The organism is Bradyrhizobium sp. 141, assembly GCF_023074055.1.
In the GTDB taxonomy this organism is placed as follows: domain Bacteria; phylum Pseudomonadota; class Alphaproteobacteria; order Rhizobiales; family Xanthobacteraceae; genus Bradyrhizobium.
On sequence record NZ_JADPKR010000016.1, the window covers coordinates 22,070 to 42,848 of the forward strand.

Sequence of the window (20,779 nt, forward strand, 5' to 3'; positions counted from 1 at the left end):
GGGTGGGCAAAGCGAAGCGTGCCCACCAACTGGGAGTGGTGGGCACGGCGCGCAAGAGCGCGCCTTTGCCCACCCTACGCACCTGCGCTTTTGTCTACCGCCACAGCCTCATCATCGCCCCGTGCTTCCCCGTCACCGGATCGGCCGGCGGCAGCGCCACTTGCGGAATCGTCTTCAGCGCCTTGGCATGGTTGTCCGGCGTTGCCCTTGTGATCTCCATCTTCGCGCCCGGCGGATAGGCCCCGATCACGCAGAAATCATCGCTCGCCTGGATGCATTGATGCCCTGTGCCGGCGGGCAGGATCGCGACGTCGCCGGCCTTGATCTGTAGCTCCTGGCCGTGATCGCCGCCGAAGCGAACCCGTGCACTTCCGCGCGCGACGCCAAGCACCTCATGCACCGTCGCGTGATAATGCAGATAGTCGAACACGCCGTTGCGCCAGGTGCCGCCCCAGCCATTCGCTTCGAACAGATTTTCGATGGTCGCTTCCGGCTGCTTCGGATCGAGCTTCACCGCGCCCTGGTAGACCAGAAACGGACGGATGTTGTTCGGCACGAGCCCGTCATCCTCGAACACGATGGCAAGCGGCTCGGCATTGTCGCGGACGACGGACATGATGGGGCTCCGGCTGCAAAACGACAGCGGGACAACATTCTATCTTGCGGAGGTGTTCCTCGACGGGTCTCGTGTCCCGGACGCGCTGCAGCGTGCAACGCTACCGCGCAGAGCCGGGAGCCAGAGAGAGCCGCAGGCTAGGCCCCGGTTCAGCAGTGCATCACGACGCGAAGCGCGGCGCGCTGCACTGCGCCCGGGGCACGAGAGCGCGCGTCTTACGCGCTCTTCTTCTGCCGCATCAGATCGGCGAAGCGCTGGAACAGATAGTGCGAGTCGCGCGGGCCGGGTGAGGCCTCGGGGTGGTACTGCACCGAGAACACCGGCTTGCCGTCGAGCTGGATGCCGCAATTGGAGCCGTCGAACAGCGAGATGTGGGTCTGCGTCGCGCCCTTCGGCAGCGTCGCTTCGTCCACGGCAAAGCCGTGGTTCATCGAGGTGATCTCGACCTTGCCGGTGGTCTCGTCCTTCACCGGGTGGTTGGCGCCGTGATGGCCCTGATGCATCTTCTTGGTCTTGGCGCCGACGGCAAGGCCAAGCATCTGGTGGCCGAGGCAGATGCCGAAGGTCGGCGTGCCCGACTTGATCACGTCCCGGATCACAGGCACGGCATATTTTCCGGTCGCAGCCGGATCGCCCGGACCGTTCGACAGGAACACGCCGTCCGGCTTCATCGCCAAGATGTCTTCGGACGAGGTCGTTGCCGGCACCACCGTCACCTTGCAGCCGACGCCGGCGAGCAGGCGCAAAATGTTGCGCTTGATGCCGTAGTCGATGGCGACGACGTTGAATTCCGGCTTGTCCTGACGGCCAAAGCCCTTGTCCCACAGCCAGGGCGTCTCGTCCCAGGTGAAACGCTGGCCCGAGGTGACCATCGGCACGAGGTCCATGCCCTCGAGGCCCGGCCATTCGCGCGCTTCTTCCTTCAGCCCATGCAGGTCGAACTCGCCGTGCTTCGCGTGCGCGATCACGGCGTTGGGCATGCCCTTGCTGCGGATCAGCGCGGTCAGGGCGCGGGTGTCGATGCCGGAGAGGCCGATGATGCCGCGCGCCTTCAGCCACTGGTCGAGATGCTTGGTGGCGCGGTAGTTCGAGGGATCGGTCATCGCGGTGCGCAGGATCACGCCGCGCGCACCCGGCGTCGCCGCCATGTTCACCGTCTCGATGTCGTCCTCGTTGGTGCCGACATTGCCGATATGCGGGAAAGTGAAGGTGATGAGCTGGCCGGCATAGGAGGGATCGGTGAGGATTTCCTCATAGCCGGTCATCGCGGTGTTGAAGCAGACTTCACCGACGGCGTGGCCTTCGGCGCCGAGACCAAAGCCTTCGAGCACCGTGCCGTCGGCAAGCACGAGGAGCGCGGTCGGTTTGTGGTCCGGCCAGGCGGGATCGTTGTCATGTTGTGTCATGAGCGCGTTTCATAGTCCCCGCGGACGCCGCCGTCAAAGCGGGAGAAGCGCGATTCACATGCGTTTTTGCATATTTGACAGCCCGTCTCCGGCACTTAAGCTCGACCGCACAATTTCCGGCAATTTCCTGGGCTTGCGAGGCAATAATGGACCAGACCATCCCGATTGTGCTGGTTCCGGGGCTGGCCTCCTCGGCTCGGATCTATATTCCTGTGATTCCGGCGCTATGGCGGTTCGGCCCGGTGATGATTGCCAACCATATCCGCGACGACAGCATGGCGGCGATCGCCCGCCGGGTGCTGGCCGAGGCGCCGCCGCGCTTCGCGCTCGCCGGCCATTCGATGGGCGGCTACATCGCGCTCGAGATCATGCGCCAGGCGCCCGAGCGGGTGGCAAGGCTCGCGCTGATCAACACCCAGGCCCGGCCCGATACGGCCGAGACGACCGCGCGCCGCCGCGGCCTGATGGAGCGCGCCCGACGCGGCGAGCTCCGCGCCGTCCGCGAGGAAGGTTTTCCGGAGCTCGTGCATCCGTCGCGGCGGGATGATGCCGATATTCTCAAGCTCGTGCATGCGCAGGATGAGGATGTCGGCGTCGAGGGCTATCTGCGGCAGCAGACCGCAATCATCGCACGGGTGGATTCGCGCCCGACGCTGTCGGCCATCAAGTGCCCGACACTGGTGCTGACGGCCGATGCCGACAACACCATTCCGAATGCGTTCTCGAAGGAGATGGCCGAGGGCATCGCCGGCGCGAGGCTCGTGGTCCTCGAGCGCTGCGGACACCTGCCGCAAGCCGAGCAGCCGGAAGCGACACTGCGCGCGCTGTCCGAATGGCTCGGAACCGAGGTTGTCTCGGGGGCGCGGACGGCCTAGATCAGGCGTCGGATATTCGAAGGGATCACGATCATGCTGCGCGACGACATCAACAATGCGGTCAAGGAGGCCATGAAGGCCAAGGACGAGCGCAAGCTGTCCACGCTGCGCATGGTCAACTCGACCATCAAGAACGCCGACATCGACGCCCGCGGCAACGGCAAGCCGCCGCTGTCGGACGCCGACCTGCTCGGCGTCTTTCAAAAGATGATCAAGCAGCGCCAGGAGTCGGTCGAGCTCTACGAAAAAGGCGGCCGCGCCGAGCTCGCCGCCCAGGAGCGCGAGGAGATCGCGGTGATCTCGGCTTATTTGCCGAAGCAGATGGCCGACGACGAGGTCAAGAAGGCGATCGCGGACGCGATCGGCGAGACCGGCGCGGCCGGCATGAAGGACATGGGCAAGGTGATCGCGGTGCTGCGCGCGAAGTACGCGGGCCAGATGGATTTCGGCAAGGCCAGCGGCCTCGTGAAGGCCGCACTGTCTGGCTAGCGCTGTGTTACCCTCCCCTGGAGGGCAGGGCTATCGCATATGGATTTCACGAGGACCGCGGGCTTGCTCCGCCTCTCCCGCTTGCGGGAGAGGCCGACGCGCTCGCAGAGCGCGGCGGGTGAGGGTTCTCACCACTCGGGGACATCCTCCGCAATTCTCAACAATCCCAATGCGGAGACAGCCCCCACCCCAGCCCTCCCCCGCAAGCGGGAGAGGGAGCCGACTGCCAATGCCGCCGCATCCTGCACACCATATGCGATTGCCCTGCCCTGGAGGGGGAGGGTCGATCGCGCGGAGCGCGAGCGGGGTGGGGTGATCCCTCCACTCGGGCACCGATCGTGTGGAGAGACTGTCACCCCACCTCGGTTCGCATTGCGCTTCGCTTCATGCGAACCGATCCTCCCCCTCCAGGGGAGGATGGCACCTTTGTCGCGGCTACGATCCAGTCTACTCTCTCCCGACAGAAACAATCGGGAGGCAACCGATGACCGGCGCCATCAAACCGTTCCGTATCGCCATCAGCGACGACATCCTCTCCGACCTCAAATCACGTCTCGCCCGCACGCGCTGGCCGGAGGCGGAGCTGGTTGACGACTGGAGCCAGGGCACGCCGCTGAAATGGATCCGGGAGATCTGCACGTTCTGGGCTGATGGCTACGACTGGCGTGCGCGCGAGGCAAAGCTCAACCGCTTCGAGCAGTTCACGACCGAGATCGACGGGCTCGACATCCACTTCATCCACGTCCGTTCGAAAGAGCCGTCCGCGCTGCCGCTGATCATCACCCATGGCTGGCCCGGCTCGATCGTCGAATTCCAGAAGGTGATCGCGCCATTGGTCGATCCCGCCGCGCATGGCGGCAATGCCGCGGATGCGTTTCATGTCATCTGTCCCTCGCTGCCGGGCTTCGGCTTTTCGGCCAAACCCAAGGCGACCGGCTGGGGCGTCGATCGCATCGCCGCGACCTGGGCCAAGCTGATGGACCGGCTCGGCTATATCAGTTACGGCGCGCAAGGCGGCGATTGGGGTTCGGCGGTGACGACGTCGCTCGGCGCGCAGGATGCGGCGCACTGCGCCGGCATCCACATCACGCTCGCCTTCAACGCGGCACCAAAGGTCGAGGGCGAGCCGACGGTGGAAGAGAAGCGCGCGCTTGCCGGCCTCAAGCACTATGTCGATCTCGACTCCGGTTACTCCAAGCAGCAGGCGACACGGCCGCAGACGCTCGGCTATGGCCTGACGGATTCGCCGAGCGGGCAGGCGGCCTGGATCCTGGAAAAATTCTGGGCCTGGACCGATTGCAACGGTCATCCGGAAAATATCTTCGCCCGCGACGAGCTGCTCGACAACGTCATGCTCTACTGGGCGACGGCGACGGCGACCTCCTCGGCGCGGCTTTACTGGGAGAGCTTTGGCAAGCGCCGCACCACGCCGGTGGTCAAGGTGCCGACGGGTGTCGCCGCCTTCCCCAAGGAGATCATCACGCCGGTGCGGCGCTGGATGGAGCCGAACTTCCACAACATCACGCATTGGAGCGAGATGGAGAAGGGCGGCCATTTCGCCGCGTTCGAGCAGCCGGAACTGTTTGTGCGCGATGTCAGGAAGTTCTTTGCGACGGTGCGGTAATGTTGCTGTCATTCCGGGGCGCCCGAAGGGCGAACCCGGAATCTCGAGATTCCGGGTTCGATGCTCCGCATCGCCCCGGAATGACGTCGAAGGGCTTGTCGCGTGCGTTCGCGGCCTTAGACTGGGCGGCAACAACAAGACATCGGGAAGACGACCAGGCCCATGCTCACCGAAGCCGCTACCTACGACGAGCTCTATCGCAATTTCCGCTGGGACATCCCGGCGCGCTTCAACATGGCGGAGGCGTGCTGCGACCGCCATGCCGACGGCACCGGCCGGCTCGCGCTGATCTATGTCGACGAGAACGGTGCGACGAGCCGCACCTCCTTCGACGAGATCGCCGAGATGTCGCGCCGCTTCGCCAATGTGCTGACGACGGATGGGCTTTCGCGCGGCGACCGCGTCGCGGTGTTCCTGTCGCAGTCGCTGGAATTGCCGATCGCCCATATGGCCGCGTTCCGCGCAGGCCTGATCTCGATCCCGCTGTTCGCGCTGTTTGGCGAGGACGCGCTGGAATTCCGCCTGTCGAATTCGCAGGCAAGGGCCATCATCACCGATGAGGTGGGCTGGGAGAAGCTCACGAATATCCGCGATCGGCTGCCCTATCTGCAGGACATCTATGTCACGAGCGGCGCCGTCCACGCCGGCGCAAAACCTTTCTGGTCGGCGATCGAAACCGCGTCCGAGGACTTCGCGACCGTCGACACGTCGGCCGACGATCCCGCGCTGATCATCTACACCTCGGGCACCACAGGCAACCCGAAGGGCGCACTGCACGCGCACCGCGTCGTGCTCGGCCATCTCCCGAACGTGGAGATGTGCCATAACTTCCTGCCGCGCCCCGGCGATCTGATGTGGACGCCGGCGGACTGGGCCTGGATCGGCGGCCTCGTCAACGGGCTGCTCGCGTTCTGGTACCACGGCATCCCGCTGGTCGGTCACCGCGCGCGAAAATTCGAGCCGCAGGCGGCGATGCAGATGATGGCCGATCTCGGTGTCCGCAACGTCTTCCTGCCGCCGACCGCGCTGAAGTTGATGCGGCAGGCCGGCGTGAAGCATCCGGGCGTCAAGCTCCGCAGTATCTTTACCGGCGGCGAATCTCTCGGCGGCGAATTGCTGGGCTGGGTGCGCGAGACCTTCGGCATCGACGCGCACGAGGTGTTCGGCCAGACCGAGTGCAATCTCGTGATCGGCAGCAACTCCAACCTGTTTCCGATCCGCCCCGGCGCGATGGGCAAGGCGACGCCAGGCTTCGACGTCCGCATCGTCAACGACAAGGGCGAAGAGCAGAAACGCGGACAGCGCGGCATCATCGGCGTGCGCCAGCCTTGCCCTGTCACTATGCTCGAATATTGGCGCAATCCGGAGGCGACGGCGAAGAAATATGCCGGCGAATTCCTGCTCACCGGCGATCTCGGCGTGCAGGACGAGGACGGCTATTTCTGGTACGTCAGTCGCGAGGACGACGTCATCACCACCGCCGGCTATCGCGTCGGCCCGTCCGAGATCGAGCATACGCTGATGAAGCATCCCTCGGTGGCCATGGCCGCGGTGGTCGGCATTCCCGATCCGATCCGCACCGAATCGATCAAGGCCTGGATCGTGCTGCGTCCCGGCTTTACCGGCACCGACGCGCTCGCGCGCGAGATCCAGGAGTTCGTCAAGGTGCAGCTCGCAGCGCACGAATATCCACGCTTCGTCGAATTCGCCGAGACGCTGCCGATGACGGCGACGGGCAAGGTGCTGCGGCGCGAGCTGCGGGCGAAGGGCTGACTTCCTAGCGATGGCAAAGACGTCTCAAGCCGCGGGACTTCACCGCGCCTCATTGACGAAGCTCCACGATCTGGATGCGGCGCTCGAGCTCATGTATTACGGCTGGCGCGGCATGACGCTGGAGGCCGACGCATATCTTGCGAAGCAGGGCCTGTCGCGCCCGCACCACCGTATCCTCTACGTGGTGGCGCGCCGGCCCGATATCGCGATCGGCTCGCTGCTCGAGGTTCTAGGCATCTCCAAGCAAGCCCTCAACCGGCCGCTTAATCTGCTGCTGGAGCGCAAGCTGCTGACGTCGAAGCGCTCACCCGAGCAGCATCGCTCGAAGCTGCTGCGTCTGACGGCTGCTGGGCAGCGCATCGAGCAGCGGGCCTCGGACCACGAGCGCAAGGTCCTGCGCGAGGCGTTCGATCGCGCCGGGGTATCGGGTGCGGCGGCATGGATGGCGGTCATGGAGGCGATCGCCGACCACAATTGAACAAATCTCAAGTCAACATAGTTGACATGAGAGGCCGGCTTTGCCACTTTTCCTCGCCGACAAGCGAGGGGAGGGCCCTGTCATGAGCGCACAGAAAATGAATCGCGCAGCCGCCGATCGGTTCGTCGCGGCATGGCGCGCGAGTTGGTGCAAGGTGGATATCGACGCGGTCGTGGAGCATTTTGCCGAGAATGCGCAGATGCGCAGTCCCCTGGCGCTGACGCTGACCGGCTCTCCTGTCGTCGCCGGCATCGAGAATATCCGCGCCTATTGGCGGAAGGCCTATGGTCACATCGAAAGCGCCGACCTGCAGATCCTGAGCTGGAGCTGGGACGAGGCGATAGGGCGCCTGACGGTGTGGTGGCAGCTGGGCGACACGCGGGCCAGCGAGTTCATGGACTTCGACGATGCCGGCCGCGTCCTGCGCAGTGAAGCCTTTTACGGAAAATAACCATGCGCCTTTCGGATATCGTTCTGCTCCTCAACACGCTCTGGTTCGTCGGCGCATTCGTTCAGTTCAGCATTGCGCAAGCCAACACGCTGAAGATATTGCTGCCGCGGGAAGAGCGCGGCAATCCGATCGCGCCGACCCTGGCGGCCAGCGTTGCATTTCTGGGCGCAATGAACCTGCCCATCGGGCTCTTGTCGTTCTATCTTCTGGCGGCGCGTCCGTCCTTCTTCCAGCCGGTCGAAGCCCAGCTCGTGCTGTTCCTGTTCTTTGCTGCCTGCCATTTCAGCCAGTTCGCCTACAATCTTCCGGTGCTGATGCGCGGAGGCCGGGTCGGTGTGGCGTACTGGCCGGTGCTGAAGGGCCCGATGCTCCGGATCTTCGTCATTGACGCAGGTCTGTTCGCGGCCAATCTCGCAGTGGCTCTCCAGCTCGCGATCGCGTCCTGATCTACCACGATGGCTCCGCCAGGGCAGCCCGCAGCATCGCGGCAAGATCTTTTCGTCGGAACGGCTTGGTCAGAATGCGGGCTTCGCCGATCCCGTCGGGTGTCTTGACCGCATTTTGGCTGTAGCCGGAGGTGAAGAGCACCTTGAGCCCGGGCCGCAGCTCGCTTGCCTGCCTCGCAAGCTCCGGCCCGAACATGCCGCCGGGCATCACGACGTCGGTGAACAGCAACTGGATGTCCCCGGGCTGGCGCAGCATGTTCAGCGCTGCGGGTCCGTTCGACGTCGCGATGACCCGGTAGCCGAGCGTCCTGAGCTCGTTCTCGACATAGGCTCGTACCATGTCGTCGTCTTCGACGAGAAGAATGGTTTCGTGTCCGGCTTGTGTGACGGTCTGCTCCGCAGGTGGCGGATCCTCGCTCGGCGGTGTTGCGAGACGCGGAAAGAAGAGCCTGACGACGCTGCCCTGTCCCGGTTCGGACTGCATTTGCACAAGCCCGCCGGACTGTTGTGCAAATCCGTAGACCATGCTCAGGCCGAGGCCGGTCCCCTTGCCGACCTCCTTGGTTGTGAAGAACGGCTCGAAGGCGCGGCTCGCCACTTCGGAGCTCATGCCGCTGCCAGTATCCGTCACGGCCAACATGACGTAGTCGCCGGGCCGCGGCTCGCCGTTGACGTCGAGGTCGGATTCACCGAGCGAGCTGTTATGGACCTCGACCGTCAGCTTGCCGCCTTCCGGCATGGCGTCGCGCGCGTTGAGCACGAGGTTGAGCACGGCCGTCGTCAATTGGCCAGGATCGACGCTGGTCTGCCATAGATCCGGTTCGAACGCGAAGCGGCATTCGATGTGCTCGCCCAAAGTCCGACGCAAGAGCTGCTCCATGCCGAGAACTTTCTCGGCGATGTCGATCTCGCGCGGCCGGAGCGGCTGCTTGCGCGCGAAGGCGAGCAGGCTCTTGGTCAGGTCGGAACCGCGCTCCGCGGCGGTCGCGATGTCGCCGGCGATCCGGTGCAATTCCTTGTTTCCCGCCAGCCTGTCGGCAAGATGCTCCGAATTGCCGAGAATGACGGTCAACAGATTGTTGAAATCATGTGCCACGCCGCCGGTGAGCTGGCCCATGGCTTCCATCTTCTGGGATTGGCTGAGCTTGTGGCTGAGGTCCGCGATCGCGGTGCGCTGCTGCTCGAGCGATTCGGCGGTGCCGTTGAGCAGCGTCATCAATCCGCCAAGCTCGCCGCCCGGATGGGGCTCTGGAATGCGCGCGCTGAGATCGCCGCGTCCGAGCCTCTTGGCCATGGCGGCGAGCCGCCTGACCTGTCGCCCGACGCTCACGGTCGTGAGGATCCATAAGCCGGCCAGGAGCAGCAGCAGGGCCACCGCGAGAATTGCCATGTCCTCGTAGAGCCGGCGGTTTGCCGCCGCGACCAGTCCGTCCTTGGACCGTCCGACCATGATGGTGAGGCCGGCCTTGCGGATCGACGGTGATCGGGCAGCGGCCCAGACTTGCGTGCGGCCCTCGCGATCGGTCACCTCTTGAAACGCCTCCCGATCGGGCGTCGCGGCGAAGCGGAACAGGTCGGACTGGGCGATCGACGCGCCGACGGGCTCGCTCCAGCCGTCGCCCTTGGGGGCGGCGAGGACCGTCCCCTTGCTGTCGATGAGCAGGATCTCTTTCTGGGCGAGCAGCCGCTTGTGATGATACTCTGCGAACTTGTTCAGGTTGAACGAGGCGAGCAGGATGAACTTCAGCGCGCCCGCCTCCGATCGCACGGGATATGCGATCTGGAGCACTGATATTCCGGTGAGGCGGCCGAACACAGGCTCCAGCGCGACGACGCCGTGCGAGACGAGCGCCTGCTTGAAATAGGCGCGATCCGTCAGATCGAGGGTGCGGTTGGTCCGAAGCGAGTCGCAAAACAGGCTGCCGTTCGGATCAATGGTCAATATGCCCGTGAACTGCGGGTATTCTTCGCGCACTTCCGACAGAAACGCCGAGCACGCCGCCTTGTCGCGCGTGTCGAGGTCGCGGGCACGGGCGAGACCATAGTGAAGCTGGGCGGTGCCCTGGATCTTCCCGTCCAGATCGCTTGCGATGTCGTCGGCGGTCGCGGCCAGATTGGCCAGGGCCGCGTTGATTTCGCTGGACCTGTTCTGCACGAAGCGCAGCCCGACGAGGGTCGCCGGCACCAGCATGGCCGCGATGACGAGGATCAGTAACCGGGTACGCAGGCTCATCGGTGGGGCGGTCCGCTCTGGTCATCGCGGGTGTGTTTGTTCGAAGGTAAAACTTGCGGATTATCGTCTGCTCAGTCCATAGGAATTCGCTCGAAAATCGCACACAAGATTAAAGAATTCGAGCCGCCTCGCGACGTTCGAACGGCGGGCGTCGTCGTTCCCTTCCCGTCATCCGGCATCAAGTTGCGCCTGCGCGCGGCGGCGCTAATATCGGGGTCGACCCGTGCGCGACGAAAAGATCGCGCCGATGCGTGGAGGAAGCTGATGTCCATCTCGGGCAAGGTTGATCCGGTGGTGCGTCCCGTCGCGGCGACCGACATCGCCGAAGCGCTGGTCGAGGGCCTGCGTGATTTCCAGGCCCTGCCGCTTTACGGTCTCGGCTTCGGCGCGCTCTACGCCGCCGGCGGCATCGCCATCATGCTGTGCCTCACCGCCTACGGCATGGTCTATCTGGTCTATCCCCTGGCGGCCGGCTTTGCGCTGGTCGGACCGTTCGTGGCGATCGGCCTCTACGAGGTCAGCCGCCGCCGCGAGCGCGGCGAGCCGGTCTCCTTCGGCGCGATCTGGTCCGCCGTGCGCTCGCGCAGCGAGATCGGCTGGATGGCGTTCGTCACGCTGTTCGTGTTCGTGGTCTGGATGTACCAGGTGCGGCTCCTGATCGCGCTGCTGCTCGGCCTCAACGCCTCCTTCTCCAGCCTTCAGGAATTCATGACCGTGGTTCTGACCACGAATGAAGGCCTGCTGTTCCTCGGCATCGGCAATGCCGTCGGTGCCGTGCTGTCGCTGATCCTGTTCTCGCTGACCGTGGTGTCGTTTCCGCTGCTGCTCGACCGTGAGGTCGATTTCGTCACGGCGATGGTGACGAGCGTGCGCGCGGTGGTGACGAGCCCGCTGCCGATGATCTCGTGGGCCGCGGTGATCGTGATGCTGCTGATCGTCTCGGCGCTGCCGTATTTTCTGGGGCTGGTGGTGACGCTGCCGGTGCTCGGGCATGCGACGTGGCATCTTTATCGGCGGCTGGTGGTGCCGGTTTAGCGCGTCCCCTTCGCCCCTTGGGCAGTGCCGTAGGGTGGGCAAAGCGAAGCGTGCCCACGGTTCTGTTGTGATGTTGGGTTGGTCGTGGGCACGGCGCAAGTGCGCCTTTGCCCACCCTACGAGACCGAACTCGCGGCGCCCCTACGGCGTCTTGATCCCCATCGCCTTCAGCGCGTCCAGCATCCGCTGCGGCGGCCCCAGCTTCACGACCAGCGGCTTGCCGGTCTCGAGCATGCTCTTGAGGCTGGAGAGGATCGCCGGCCAGCCCGAGCGGCCACCGGCGAGGATGTCGTCGCTGAGCGGGCGATCGTGGCCCTCGCTCATCGTCAGCCGCACTGCATCGCCGACCTGTTCGATCTCGTAGGTCACGAGCGTCGGACCGAGCTTCTCGATCAGTTCCGGCCAGTTGACGTTGAACGTGACCGCGAGCTTTCGCGGCGGATCGTAGGCGAGAACCTCGCCGCTGATGTGCAGCGCGCCGTCGGGCGTGCGCACGATGAACGCGCCGCCAAGGCGTGGCTCGACCTCCACTTCATTGCCGAAGAAGTACTGCTTGCTCCGCCAAAGTCAGCGCGTCCCACACCTTCTCCGGCGTGGAGGCGATGTAGATGGTGTAGACCGTGAGCGGCTTGAATTGATCGAGGTTCATTTTGCATCGAATCCCTTGTTGAGCGCCGCGCGGGGGATGCCGAGCAGCTTGCCGGTCTCGAGCAGGCTCTTGAGCTGGGACAGGATCGCCGGCCAGCCGTTGGAGACGGCGCCGAGATATTTGCCGCCCTCGACGAAGCCGTCATGCAGCACGGTCAAACGCACGAGCGAGCCGAACGGTTCGATGGTGAAGACGACGCGCGAGATCGGCTCGCCCCGAAGCTCTTCGAACTTGTGGTGCTTGAAGCTGTAGGACAGGCGCCGCGGCGGATCGGCTTCCAGGATCTCGCCGGCATCCGTGACCTCGCCGTCCAGCAGGAGCGCGAAGGGCGAGCCGATCTTCCAGTCCGACCTGACCTCGGCACCGAACCAGTATTGCATGGTGAACTCGCTCGACGTCAGCGCCTCCCACAGTTTTTCCGGAGTGGTCTCGATATAGGTCACATAGACGAATTGCGGCTTACTCATCGCGCTTCTCCAACTGACGTTTCAACTCGCCGAGCGCGGCGAGCTTGCCGCGCTCGAATTTCTTGATCCAGCGATCACCGATCTGATGGATCGGCACCGGGTTGAGGTAGTGCAGCTTCTCGCGGCCATGCCTGATGGCGGTGACCAGATTGGCCTCCTCCAGAATCGAAAGGTGCTTGGTCACGGCCTGCCGCGTCATCGCAAGGCCCTCGCAGAGCTCGTTCAGCGTCTGGCCGTTCCTGGCGTGAAGCCGATCCAGGAGCGAGCGTCGTGATGCATCGGCGAGCGCTTTGAAGACCTCATCCATGGCAATGATAATAGGCAACCAAATGGTTGCATGTCAAGATGGTGTCTTTGGCGCGCTCAATCGGCCGTGCTAGCTTTTCATCTCAGCCAACGCAGATTGGTTCCGGGAGGACTTTCATGTTCCGTCGCGTTTCACTTGCTGCCGCCCTCGTCCTTTTTGTTTGCAGCACCGCGGCCCAGGCCCAGAAGCAAACCATCGGCGCGCCGCCTGAAGCGTCCAACATGAAGCTCGTCGGCACGAGCGACCTCCAGGCCCGCAGCGCCTATCAGCCGACCATCCATCACCAGGGCGATCGCTGGATCGCCTATATCGGCCATCACGGCGGCACCGACGACGTGCCTGCGCCCGTCAACCCGATGACGGGCAACGCCGAGCCGAACGGAACGTCCATCGTCGACGTCACCGATCCCGCGCGCCCGAAATATCTGCGGCACCTGCCGGGGCAGGAGGGCAAGTACGAATCCGGCGGCGCGCAGATGGTGCGGGTCTGCGACGGCAAGGCGTTGCCGAAGGGGGATCCCAACGCGGTCTACATGCTCAGGACCTTCGGCAGCGAAGCGCATGAGATCTGGAACGTCACCGACCCCGCCAGTCCGGTGCTCATCACGCGCATCGGCGGCTTGAAGGACACGCATAAGAGCTGGTGGGAATGCGACACCGGCATTGCCTATCTCGTCTCGGGCGCGCCGGACTGGCGCACGCGGCGCATGACGCAGGTCTACGATCTCTCCGATCCCGCGCATCCGCAGAAGATCCGCGACTTTGGCCTGGCGGGTCAGGAGCCCGGTTCGACCGGGGCGGTGCCGATCGAGTTGCACGGGCCGATCTCGACCGGCCCCGATGGCAACCGCGTCTATTTCGGCTACGGCACCAACAAGGGCGGCATCCTGCAGATCGTCGACCGCGACAAGCTCTTGAACGGGCCGAAGGAGCCGACGCCGGACAATCTGCGCTATCCCGAGATTGCGCGGATGCCGATGTCCGCCTTCAACGGCGCGCACACCACGTTTCCGATGCTCGACCTGCCCATCGCCGAGTTCGCCGAAGACAAGGACGGCAAGACCCGCGACATCGTCATGATCGTGAATGAAGCGATCCTCAACGAATGCGGCGAGGCGCGGCAGATGGTCTGGTTCGCGGACGTCACCACCGAGACGCGGCCGATGATGATCTCGAGCTACACGGTGCCGGAAGCGAGCGGGCAGTTCTGCCAGCGGGGCGGCCGCTTCGGCTCGCATTCCTCGAGCGAGAGCATGGCGCCGGTTTATTACAAGAAGATGGCCTTCATCGCCTTCTTCAATGCCGGGGTGCGCGCGCTCGACATCCGCGATCCCTATCACCCCAAGGAGGTCGGCTACTTCATTCCGTCGATCACTGCTGCCACCGACAAGCGCTGCATTCCGATCGAGGGCGGCGAGCGCTGCAAGGTTGCGATCCAGACCAACAATGTCGAGACGGATGATCGCGGCTACATCTACATCGTCGACCGCGCTAATACCGGCCTGCACATCCTCGAGCTGACGGGACCGGCGCGCGCGGCCGCCGGCCTGCCGAAGGGCTGACGATGCGGCGCGCGGCCCCCGATCTTCCCCATTCTCCGCTGTCATCACCCGCGAAAGCGGGTGATCCAGTACTCCGCGGCGGTCGTGTCATACGGAATGGCCGCGGGCGTACTGGATACACCGCTTTCGCGGGGTATGACACCGGTGGTGGGGCGTAGACGTTGCGCTCATCCGTCTTCCGTTCCCGCCCGTCCCATGCATTAATACCTCCGAACCGCTTTCAGCCGAGTCACCCATCATGTCCATGCAAGCCTACCTTGCCTTCCTCGCCGCCTGCATCGCGCTGGCGCTGCTGCCGGGGCCAATCGTCACCCTCGTCATCGCCAACGGCCTGCGCCACGGCACGCGTGCCGCGCTCACCAACGTTGCCGGTGCGCAAGCCGGGCTTGCCATCGTCATCGGCATCGTCGCGGTCGGCCTGACCTCGCTGATGGCGACCATGGGCTACTGGTTCGACTGGGTGCGCTTTGCCGGCGCCGCTTATCTGGTCTGGCTCGGCATCAAGCTGATCTGGCAGCCGGTCGAGGGCGTCGATGTCGACGCACCGCCTCCGCCGCCGCGCGGCGGGTTCTTCCTGCAAGGATTCCTGGTGCTGCTGTCGAACCCGAAAGTGCTGGTGTTCTTCGGTGCCTTCATCCCGCAGTTCATGGACATGAACCAGCCGCACTTTCCGCAGGTCGCGCTGCTGGGCGCGACCTTCATGGTCACCGCTGTGGTGACCGATGCGCTCTACGCCATCGCCGCCGGGCGCGCGCGAAAATTCTTCTCGGCGCGCCGCACGCGCCTGATGTCGCGCATCTCCGGCGGCTTCATGATCGGCGGCGGCATCTGGCTGGCGCTGACCCGGGCGAAATAACCGCCATCGGGCCTGTTGGCCTTGAACCCTTCGCGGCGGCGATGCGTCCAATCGGGCATTGCCGCTGACGAAGGAATTTGGCCGTGCCCGATCTGCCCTGGTTCGTCTATGCAATGCTGCTTGCGCCGCTCGGGCTGCTATTGATCGCCGCAATCGTCAAGACTTGGCAGGTGCGCGAGGCGCGCAACTGGCCGCAAGCGCCGGGCAAGGTCGTCACCTCGGTTGCAGAGGTGCGCGAGGTCAGGGTCTCCGACAGCGACCGCGAGGACGGCTATCGCCTCGAGAAACGCAATTTTGCGAATGTGACTTACGAATATGCGGTCGGCAGCCGGAAGCTGCGCTGTAACCGCATCTCGATCGGCGAGGATCTCGGCAATTTCGAGGTCGCCGAGAAGCTCGCAAAGTATCCCGCCGGCAGCATCGTCACCGTCTACTACAATCCGCGCCATCCCGATCAGGCCGTGCTGGAGCGCGACCTGCCCAAGGGGCTGTGGGGCTGCCTCGGCATCGGCACGGCGATCGTGCTTGGCATCGTGTTCGGCTCGGCGTTCGGTCTCAACCAGACTTATGCATACCTCGCGCACCACATCGCCCGGCCCGATCTCGCGGGCCTCGTCGTCGGCCTCGGCGCGTTCGGCCTCGTTATCGCGCTGATGGGGTATGGGGTGCGACGGCAGGCGGCGATGGCGGCGCGCTGGCCGGTGGTGCGGGGCACGATCAAGCTGTCGGCACTCGAGCAATATTACGAGGCCAGCGAGCCGGGCGAGCGCCGCGGTACCGAGATGTTCGGCAAACGCGTGACCTACACCTATCGCTATCAGAACGTCAGCTACACCAATGAATGCGCGCGCGTTGCGGCCGGGACGTCCGATGCGATGCTGAAGAAGCTCATGTCGCGCTACCGGGACGGCGCGACCGTCGAGGTGCGCGTCAATCCCGACAACCCGGACGAGGCAACGCTCAATGCAAACGGCGCCAGCCGCATCGCCTGGCTGCTGTGGGGCATCGCCGCGATCTTCGCCGCGCTCGCAACGTTCGTCGCGACGCGTGGTGGTTAATCGACCAGGCTCTCCGCCGTCAGCTCCGTCTCGATCTCCGCAAAAATCCTTGCCAGCCGTTCGGCCCATTGCTGCTGGCCGGACTGGTCGGCGATGAGATCCTGGCGGATCTCGATGCCGGTGTTGACGAGGCCGCGCGCCTCGCCGTGCACGGGAATGGTGTAATCGGTGAGGTCGTTCACCGCATAGGGCTCGTTGTCGCCGACGACGAGACCGCTCTCGATGCGAAGATGTTTCAACAGCAGCTGCGGCAGCACGGTGTCGCGGTTATACAGCGCGCCGATGTGCCAGGGCCGCGCGACGTCGGCATAAACAGGCGTGAAGCTGTGCAGCGACACCAGCACCGTCGGCCGCTCCTCGTGCAGGCGGCGGCTGATCGCGGCATCGATGCGATCATGATAGGGTTCGAAAATCTCGCGCCGCCGCGCTTCGCGCTCCCATTCCGAAATCCCTTCGTTGCCCGGGATCGCGGTGGCCTCGGAGATGACCGGGATCGAGCTTACTGCTTCGGGCGGACGGTTGCAGTCGATCACGAGCCGCGAATAGCGCTGCGCGATCAGATGTGCATCCAGCAGCTTGGCGAGCCGCTCGGCGACGCCGGCGATGCCGATGTCCCAGGCGATGTGCCGCGTCATCTCGCTTGCCGCGACGCCGAGGTCGCCGAGCGCACGCGGCAGCACCCGACCGTAATGATCCGAGATGAGCAGGAAGGGCGATTGTCCTTCCGCATTCACCTCATGCACGGGCGGAATGTCACCCTCGCCGAGCAGTTGATCGGTCGCCTCGGCGGTGTGCTGGTCCATGCTGATTGCCTATGAAACGATAATCTGTGTAAACGGAGTAACGATATCGCACCGTCGTCGCAACGTTAGAACAGCATGACCTCCGATCGCCTCTTCGTCTACGGCACCTTGATGCGCGGCTTCGACCATCCGATGGCGCGGCTGCTGGCGGGGCATGCGGATTTTCTGGGCGAGGCGACCTGCCGCGGCCGGCTCGTTCTGGTGAAGCATTATCCCGGATTGCTGCTGTCGGAGGCGGCGTCCGACATCGTCCATGGCGAGCTCTTTCAGATGCGCGTGCCCGGCGAGCTCCTGGGCGAGCTCGACATGTACGAGGCCTGCGGCGAAGGCTTTCCCGAGCCGACCGAATATCTGCGCCGGCTGATCGATGTGACGCGGCCGGATGGCGTCACGGAGAAGGCCTGGACTTATATCTACAACTGGCCCGTCACCGACCTGCCGCACATCAAGTCGGGGCGCTTCCTCGAGCATTAGCAGCCGGCGCGATGTTCATCTCTTCCCGCTTGCGGCAGGGCAATCGCATATGAGCTTTGCACTTTTGGAGCGCGATAGTCTCCACATCGTCATGGCCGGGCTTGTCCCGGCCATCCACGCCTTGCTACTCGGCACGGAGAACGTGGATGCCCGGGACAAGCCCGGGCATGACGACCTCTTGTGGCGGTCCAAACGCGGGGCGAGGGAGCAGACCTTCTAAGCCGACAGCACTTCCTTCACCACGCGCACGTCGACTTCGTGCTCGACGTAACTCCACTCCTCGGTCTGCCTGAGCATCGCGACCAGCTCCTCGAACAGCGAGGCGTCCGCGGGGGCGAATTCGAACCAGGTCAGGAAGTCGAAGGGGCCGCCGAGGTCGCGGCAATGATAGAGCTGGCGCGCGATGGCGGGCAGGTAGCGCATGCTGCTCGCGATGTGGTGCGATCTGTCCTCGAAAATCTTGCGCCGCTCTTCCTGCGTCAGCTCCCACCAGGCCTGCGACTTGCGGATCGGGATCAGCGCCGCGCTGGTTGCCTCGGTCCGGCCGAGCCCGGCCTGCACGGCGACGAGCTGCTGCTTCTCGGGCCGCTCGGTGTAGCGCAAGCTGCTGGCGACGCCGACCAGCCGCCACGCATTGCGCGAGGGCACCTGCGGCAACGAGACGGCCTCGCTGTCGGTCACCGACAGCGCCGGCATGAAGGGCAGGGGCTCGCCCGTCACTGCTGACATCGAGGTGACGCGCCAACCCCCGCTATGGCCGCCTCGAAAGGTCCTGAACATGGCCTATGGAAGCGTGGAACCGGGCGCGGGGCAAGCTTTTCCGCTCCCCGTCCCGTCATCCTGAGGCGCGAGGCATGCGGCGCGTTGCGCCGCATGGGGAGCCTCGAAGGATGAACGGCCGAGCTGTTTCGGGTGGGGTAAGAGCCGGGCCGTCGCCCTTCGAGGCTCGCCGAAGGGGCGAGCACCTCCAGCGACAATGGCTTCGCCATTGCGCGGGGGTGACGGGACTAAGGGGCCTGTGAACAGCGCGCATAAGCCCGACAAACCTAGCCTTTAGCCAGTCCGCACCTATATCCCTGATCCCCAGCCCGACTCACACGGTTTCGCGCTACACAGGTCCCATGCGCTTTACGCCCCAATTCCTCGACGAGCTTCGTGCCCGGCTTTCGGTTTCCGAGGTCGTGGGCAAGCGCGTGAAGTTGAAGAAGGCGGGGCGGGAGTGGAAGGGGCTGTCGCCGTTCCAGCAGGAGAAGACGCCGTCCTTCTACGTCAACGATCAGAAGGGCTTTTATCACGACTTCTCCTCCGGCAAGCACGGCGACATCATCAGTTTCGTGATGGAGACCGACGGCCTGCCGTTCGCCGAGGCGGTGGAGCGGCTCGCCAGCATGGCCGGCCTGCCGCTGCCGGCGGTGACGCCGGATGCGGCGCGTCAGGAGCAGCGGCGCCGCACGCTGCATGACGTCATGGATCTCGCCGCGACCTATTTCGCGGAGACACTGGCCTCGCGCGTCGGCGCCAAGGCGCGCGGCTATCTCGCCGACCGCGCCATCTCGCCGGCGACGCAATTGCAGTTCCGCCTCGGCTATGCCTCGCCCGATCGCTTCGCGCTGAAGGAGCATCTCGGCAAGCTCGGCGTCTCCGTCGAGGACATGGTCGAGACCGGGCTGCTGGTGGCCGGCGACGACATTCCCGTTCCCTACGACCGCTTCCGCGACCGCGTGATGTTTCCGATCACGGACCTGCGCGGCCGCGTCATCGCCTTCGGCGGGCGCGCGCTGGAGAAGGACGTTCCGGCCAAATATCTGAACTCGCCGGAGACGCCGCTCTTCCACAAGGGCGACAATCTCTACAACCACCAGACCGCGCGCAAAGCCACCCATGACGGCAGCGCGCTGGTCGTGGTCGAGGGCTATGTCGACGTCATCGCCATGGTGACCGCGGGCTTTGCAGGCAGCGTCGCGCCACTCGGCACCGCGCTCACTGAAAGCCAGCTCGCGCTGCTCTGGAAAATGGCGGACGAGCCGATCCTCTGCTTCGACGGCGACCGCGCCGGCCAGAAAGCTGCGTATCGCGCCGCCGATCTCGCGCTGCCCTTCCTCGCACCCGGCAAGAGCCTGCGCTTTGCGCTCTTGCCGGAAGGGCAGGACCCCGACGATCTCGCGCGCTCCGGCGGGCGCGGCGCGATCGAGGAGGTGATCGGAGCTGCCCGTCCGCTCGCGGACATGATCTGGTCGCGCGAGCTCGAAGGCGGGAATTTCGCCACGCCCGAACGCCGGGCCGCGCTGGAGGCGCGCATCAAGGAGCTGACCAACGGCATCCGCGACGAGGTGGTGCGGCGCTATTACCGCGACGAATTCGTCGAGCGGCTACAGCGCGCCTTTGCCCCGGAAGGCGGGCGCGGCGGCTTCGGCGGCCGGAGCAATTTCCGCCAGGGTGGCGGCGGCCGCCAATTCCAGCCCCGGGGCGGGGGAGGCGCGAATCGATTCGGCGGCCAGGGATTCGGCGGCCAGGGATACGGAGGGCGCCGCGGTGCGCCCGGCCCCACCATGTTACCTTCAGGCCCCTACCAGGCGGCGAGCCCCCAGCTGGCGGCCAGCCCGATCATGAAGGGCCAGCGCAGCGCCATCTCCCGCCGGGAGGCCCTGATCCTGCAAAGCCTGATCAACCACCCCTGGCTGCTGCATGACCATCTCGAGGAGGTCGCGGCCCTGGAGCTGGCCCACCCCGAGGCCCATAAGCTCAGGGCCGGCATCATCGCCGCCTTTGCCAACGACCATCACCACTCTCCGGACCCCGGCGAGCTCGCCGAGAAGATGCGCGGCGACCTCGATAAGGGCGGATTTTCGCAGGTCCTTCAAAGGGTTGAGAGCGGTATCACCACCGCAGCGGTGTGGGGCGCCCGCGAAGGCGCAGCAAGGGACGACGTTCTCGCCACCTGGCATCAGCTGGTTGCCTTGCATCGGCAATGGCATTCACTACTTAGAGAGCTGAAAGACGCCGAGCTGGCCTTGGGAGAGGATCCCAGCGAGGCCAATTTGGCGTGGCTGCGTGACGTCAAGGCCCGGATGGCCGAGGTCGACGGCACCGAAGCCCTGATCGAGGGTTTTGGCGAGCTGTCGGGCCGGTTGCAGAAGAGCGTGTAACGAAAGAATCATGCGGACGGCCGGGGCCGGA

20 protein-coding genes and 1 pseudogene are annotated in these 20,779 nt (G+C 64.9%); 13 read left to right on the forward strand and 8 right to left on the reverse strand.

Features of this window, described 5'->3' with window-relative positions:
* Positions 1–94: 94 nt before the first annotated feature.
* Together IVA81_RS05615 and carA are read right to left on the reverse strand one after the other, a co-directional pair.
* The gene (locus tag IVA81_RS05615; protein ID WP_247313472.1) at positions 95–616 is read right to left on the reverse strand and encodes a cupin domain-containing protein; all 522 of its coding nucleotides are present in this window, start codon (positions 614–616) and stop codon (positions 95–97) included.
* A gap of 215 nt (positions 617–831) precedes the next feature.
* Positions 832–2,022, reverse strand: a complete 1,191-nt coding sequence (gene carA / locus IVA81_RS05620) for a glutamine-hydrolyzing carbamoyl-phosphate synthase small subunit (protein WP_247313476.1) — start codon at positions 2,020–2,022, stop codon at positions 832–834.
* A 146-nt stretch (positions 2,023–2,168) separates the two neighbouring features.
* Here carA and IVA81_RS05625 point away from each other — a divergent pair, with 146 nt between their 5' ends.
* From IVA81_RS05625 to IVA81_RS05655, 7 genes are all read left to right on the forward strand, one after another.
* Positions 2,169–2,897 carry an alpha/beta fold hydrolase gene (locus tag IVA81_RS05625; protein WP_247313478.1) on the forward strand — a complete coding sequence of 243 codons (729 nt, stop codon included), beginning with the start codon at positions 2,169–2,171 and terminating at the stop codon, positions 2,895–2,897.
* 33 nt (positions 2,898–2,930) lie between these two features.
* Positions 2,931–3,386, forward strand: a complete 456-nt coding sequence (locus IVA81_RS05630; protein ID WP_247313481.1) for a GatB/YqeY domain-containing protein — start codon at positions 2,931–2,933, stop codon at positions 3,384–3,386.
* A gap of 484 nt (positions 3,387–3,870) precedes the next feature.
* Complete coding sequence (locus IVA81_RS05635; protein WP_247313485.1) at positions 3,871–5,010, forward strand: epoxide hydrolase family protein; 1,140 nt, start codon at positions 3,871–3,873, stop codon at positions 5,008–5,010.
* Positions 5,011–5,172: 162 nt separating this feature from the next.
* On the forward strand, positions 5,173–6,783 hold the full coding sequence (locus IVA81_RS05640) for an acyl-CoA synthetase (protein WP_247313487.1): 1,611 nt from the start codon (positions 5,173–5,175) through the stop codon (positions 6,781–6,783).
* A 10-nt stretch (positions 6,784–6,793) separates the two neighbouring features.
* Complete coding sequence (locus tag IVA81_RS05645) at positions 6,794–7,261, forward strand: MarR family transcriptional regulator (protein WP_247313490.1); 468 nt, start codon at positions 6,794–6,796, stop codon at positions 7,259–7,261.
* A gap of 82 nt (positions 7,262–7,343) precedes the next feature.
* Positions 7,344–7,712 (forward strand): hypothetical protein, encoded by a 369-nt coding sequence (locus IVA81_RS05650; protein ID WP_247313493.1) that lies wholly within the window; start codon positions 7,344–7,346, stop codon positions 7,710–7,712.
* Positions 7,713–7,714: 2 nt separating this feature from the next.
* Entirely contained in the window at positions 7,715–8,158 is a 444-nt protein-coding gene (locus IVA81_RS05655) for a hypothetical protein (RefSeq protein WP_247313496.1), read from the forward strand.
* A 1-nt stretch (position 8,159) separates the two neighbouring features.
* Here IVA81_RS05655 and IVA81_RS05660 read toward each other — a convergent pair whose 3' ends face one another.
* Positions 8,160–10,391, reverse strand: coding sequence for an ATP-binding protein (locus tag IVA81_RS05660; protein WP_247313499.1), 2,232 nt, complete (start codon positions 10,389–10,391; stop codon positions 8,160–8,162).
* A gap of 264 nt (positions 10,392–10,655) precedes the next feature.
* On the opposite strand from IVA81_RS05660, the gene IVA81_RS05665 reads away from it, so the two are divergent.
* Entirely contained in the window at positions 10,656–11,426 is a 771-nt protein-coding gene (locus IVA81_RS05665; protein ID WP_247313502.1) for a DUF2189 domain-containing protein, read from the forward strand.
* A 141-nt stretch (positions 11,427–11,567) separates the two neighbouring features.
* Here IVA81_RS05665 and IVA81_RS05670 read toward each other — a convergent pair.
* From IVA81_RS05670 to IVA81_RS05680, 3 genes and pseudogenes are all read right to left on the reverse strand, one after another.
* A pseudogene (locus IVA81_RS05670) lies at positions 11,568–12,075 on the reverse strand (SRPBCC family protein).
* Positions 12,072–12,542 carry an SRPBCC family protein gene (locus IVA81_RS05675; protein ID WP_247313506.1) on the reverse strand — a complete coding sequence of 157 codons (471 nt, stop codon included), beginning with the start codon at positions 12,540–12,542 and terminating at the stop codon, positions 12,072–12,074. Before IVA81_RS05675 ends, IVA81_RS05670 begins: the two are co-directional and overlap by 4 nt.
* Positions 12,535–12,849 (reverse strand): metalloregulator ArsR/SmtB family transcription factor, encoded by a 315-nt coding sequence (locus IVA81_RS05680; RefSeq protein ID WP_247313635.1) that lies wholly within the window; start codon positions 12,847–12,849, stop codon positions 12,535–12,537. Before IVA81_RS05680 ends, IVA81_RS05675 begins: the two co-directional genes overlap by 8 nt.
* A gap of 116 nt (positions 12,850–12,965) precedes the next feature.
* Between IVA81_RS05680 and IVA81_RS05685 the strand changes: the two genes are divergently transcribed.
* From IVA81_RS05685 to IVA81_RS05695, 3 genes are all read left to right on the forward strand, one after another.
* Positions 12,966–14,411, forward strand: coding sequence for a hypothetical protein (locus tag IVA81_RS05685; RefSeq protein WP_247313508.1), 1,446 nt, complete (start codon positions 12,966–12,968; stop codon positions 14,409–14,411).
* 238 nt (positions 14,412–14,649) lie between these two features.
* Positions 14,650–15,267 carry a LysE family translocator gene (locus IVA81_RS05690; RefSeq protein WP_247313511.1) on the forward strand — a complete coding sequence of 206 codons (618 nt, stop codon included), beginning with the start codon at positions 14,650–14,652 and terminating at the stop codon, positions 15,265–15,267.
* 83 nt (positions 15,268–15,350) lie between these two features.
* Positions 15,351–16,325, forward strand: a complete 975-nt coding sequence (locus IVA81_RS05695) for a DUF3592 domain-containing protein (protein WP_247313514.1) — start codon at positions 15,351–15,353, stop codon at positions 16,323–16,325.
* Here the strand turns inward: IVA81_RS05695 and IVA81_RS05700 are convergent.
* On the reverse strand, positions 16,322–17,128 hold the full coding sequence (locus tag IVA81_RS05700) for an N-formylglutamate amidohydrolase (RefSeq protein ID WP_247313516.1): 807 nt from the start codon (positions 17,126–17,128) through the stop codon (positions 16,322–16,324). The genes IVA81_RS05695 and IVA81_RS05700 overlap by 4 nt on opposite strands.
* Positions 17,129–17,203: 75 nt before the next feature.
* Between IVA81_RS05700 and IVA81_RS05705 the strand changes: the two genes are divergently transcribed.
* Entirely contained in the window at positions 17,204–17,602 is a 399-nt protein-coding gene (locus tag IVA81_RS05705) for a gamma-glutamylcyclotransferase family protein (protein WP_247313519.1), read from the forward strand.
* A 216-nt stretch (positions 17,603–17,818) separates the two neighbouring features.
* Here IVA81_RS05705 and IVA81_RS05710 read toward each other — a convergent pair whose 3' ends face one another.
* Positions 17,819–18,382 (reverse strand): chlorite dismutase family protein, encoded by a 564-nt coding sequence (locus tag IVA81_RS05710; protein WP_247313520.1) that lies wholly within the window; start codon positions 18,380–18,382, stop codon positions 17,819–17,821.
* Positions 18,383–18,723: 341 nt separating this feature from the next.
* Here IVA81_RS05710 and dnaG point away from each other — a divergent pair, with 341 nt between their 5' ends.
* Positions 18,724–20,748: a DNA primase gene (gene dnaG, locus IVA81_RS05715; RefSeq protein ID WP_247313523.1), complete on the forward strand. Its 2,025-nt coding sequence runs from the start codon at positions 18,724–18,726 to the stop codon at positions 20,746–20,748.
* Positions 20,749–20,779 lie beyond the last annotated feature (31 nt).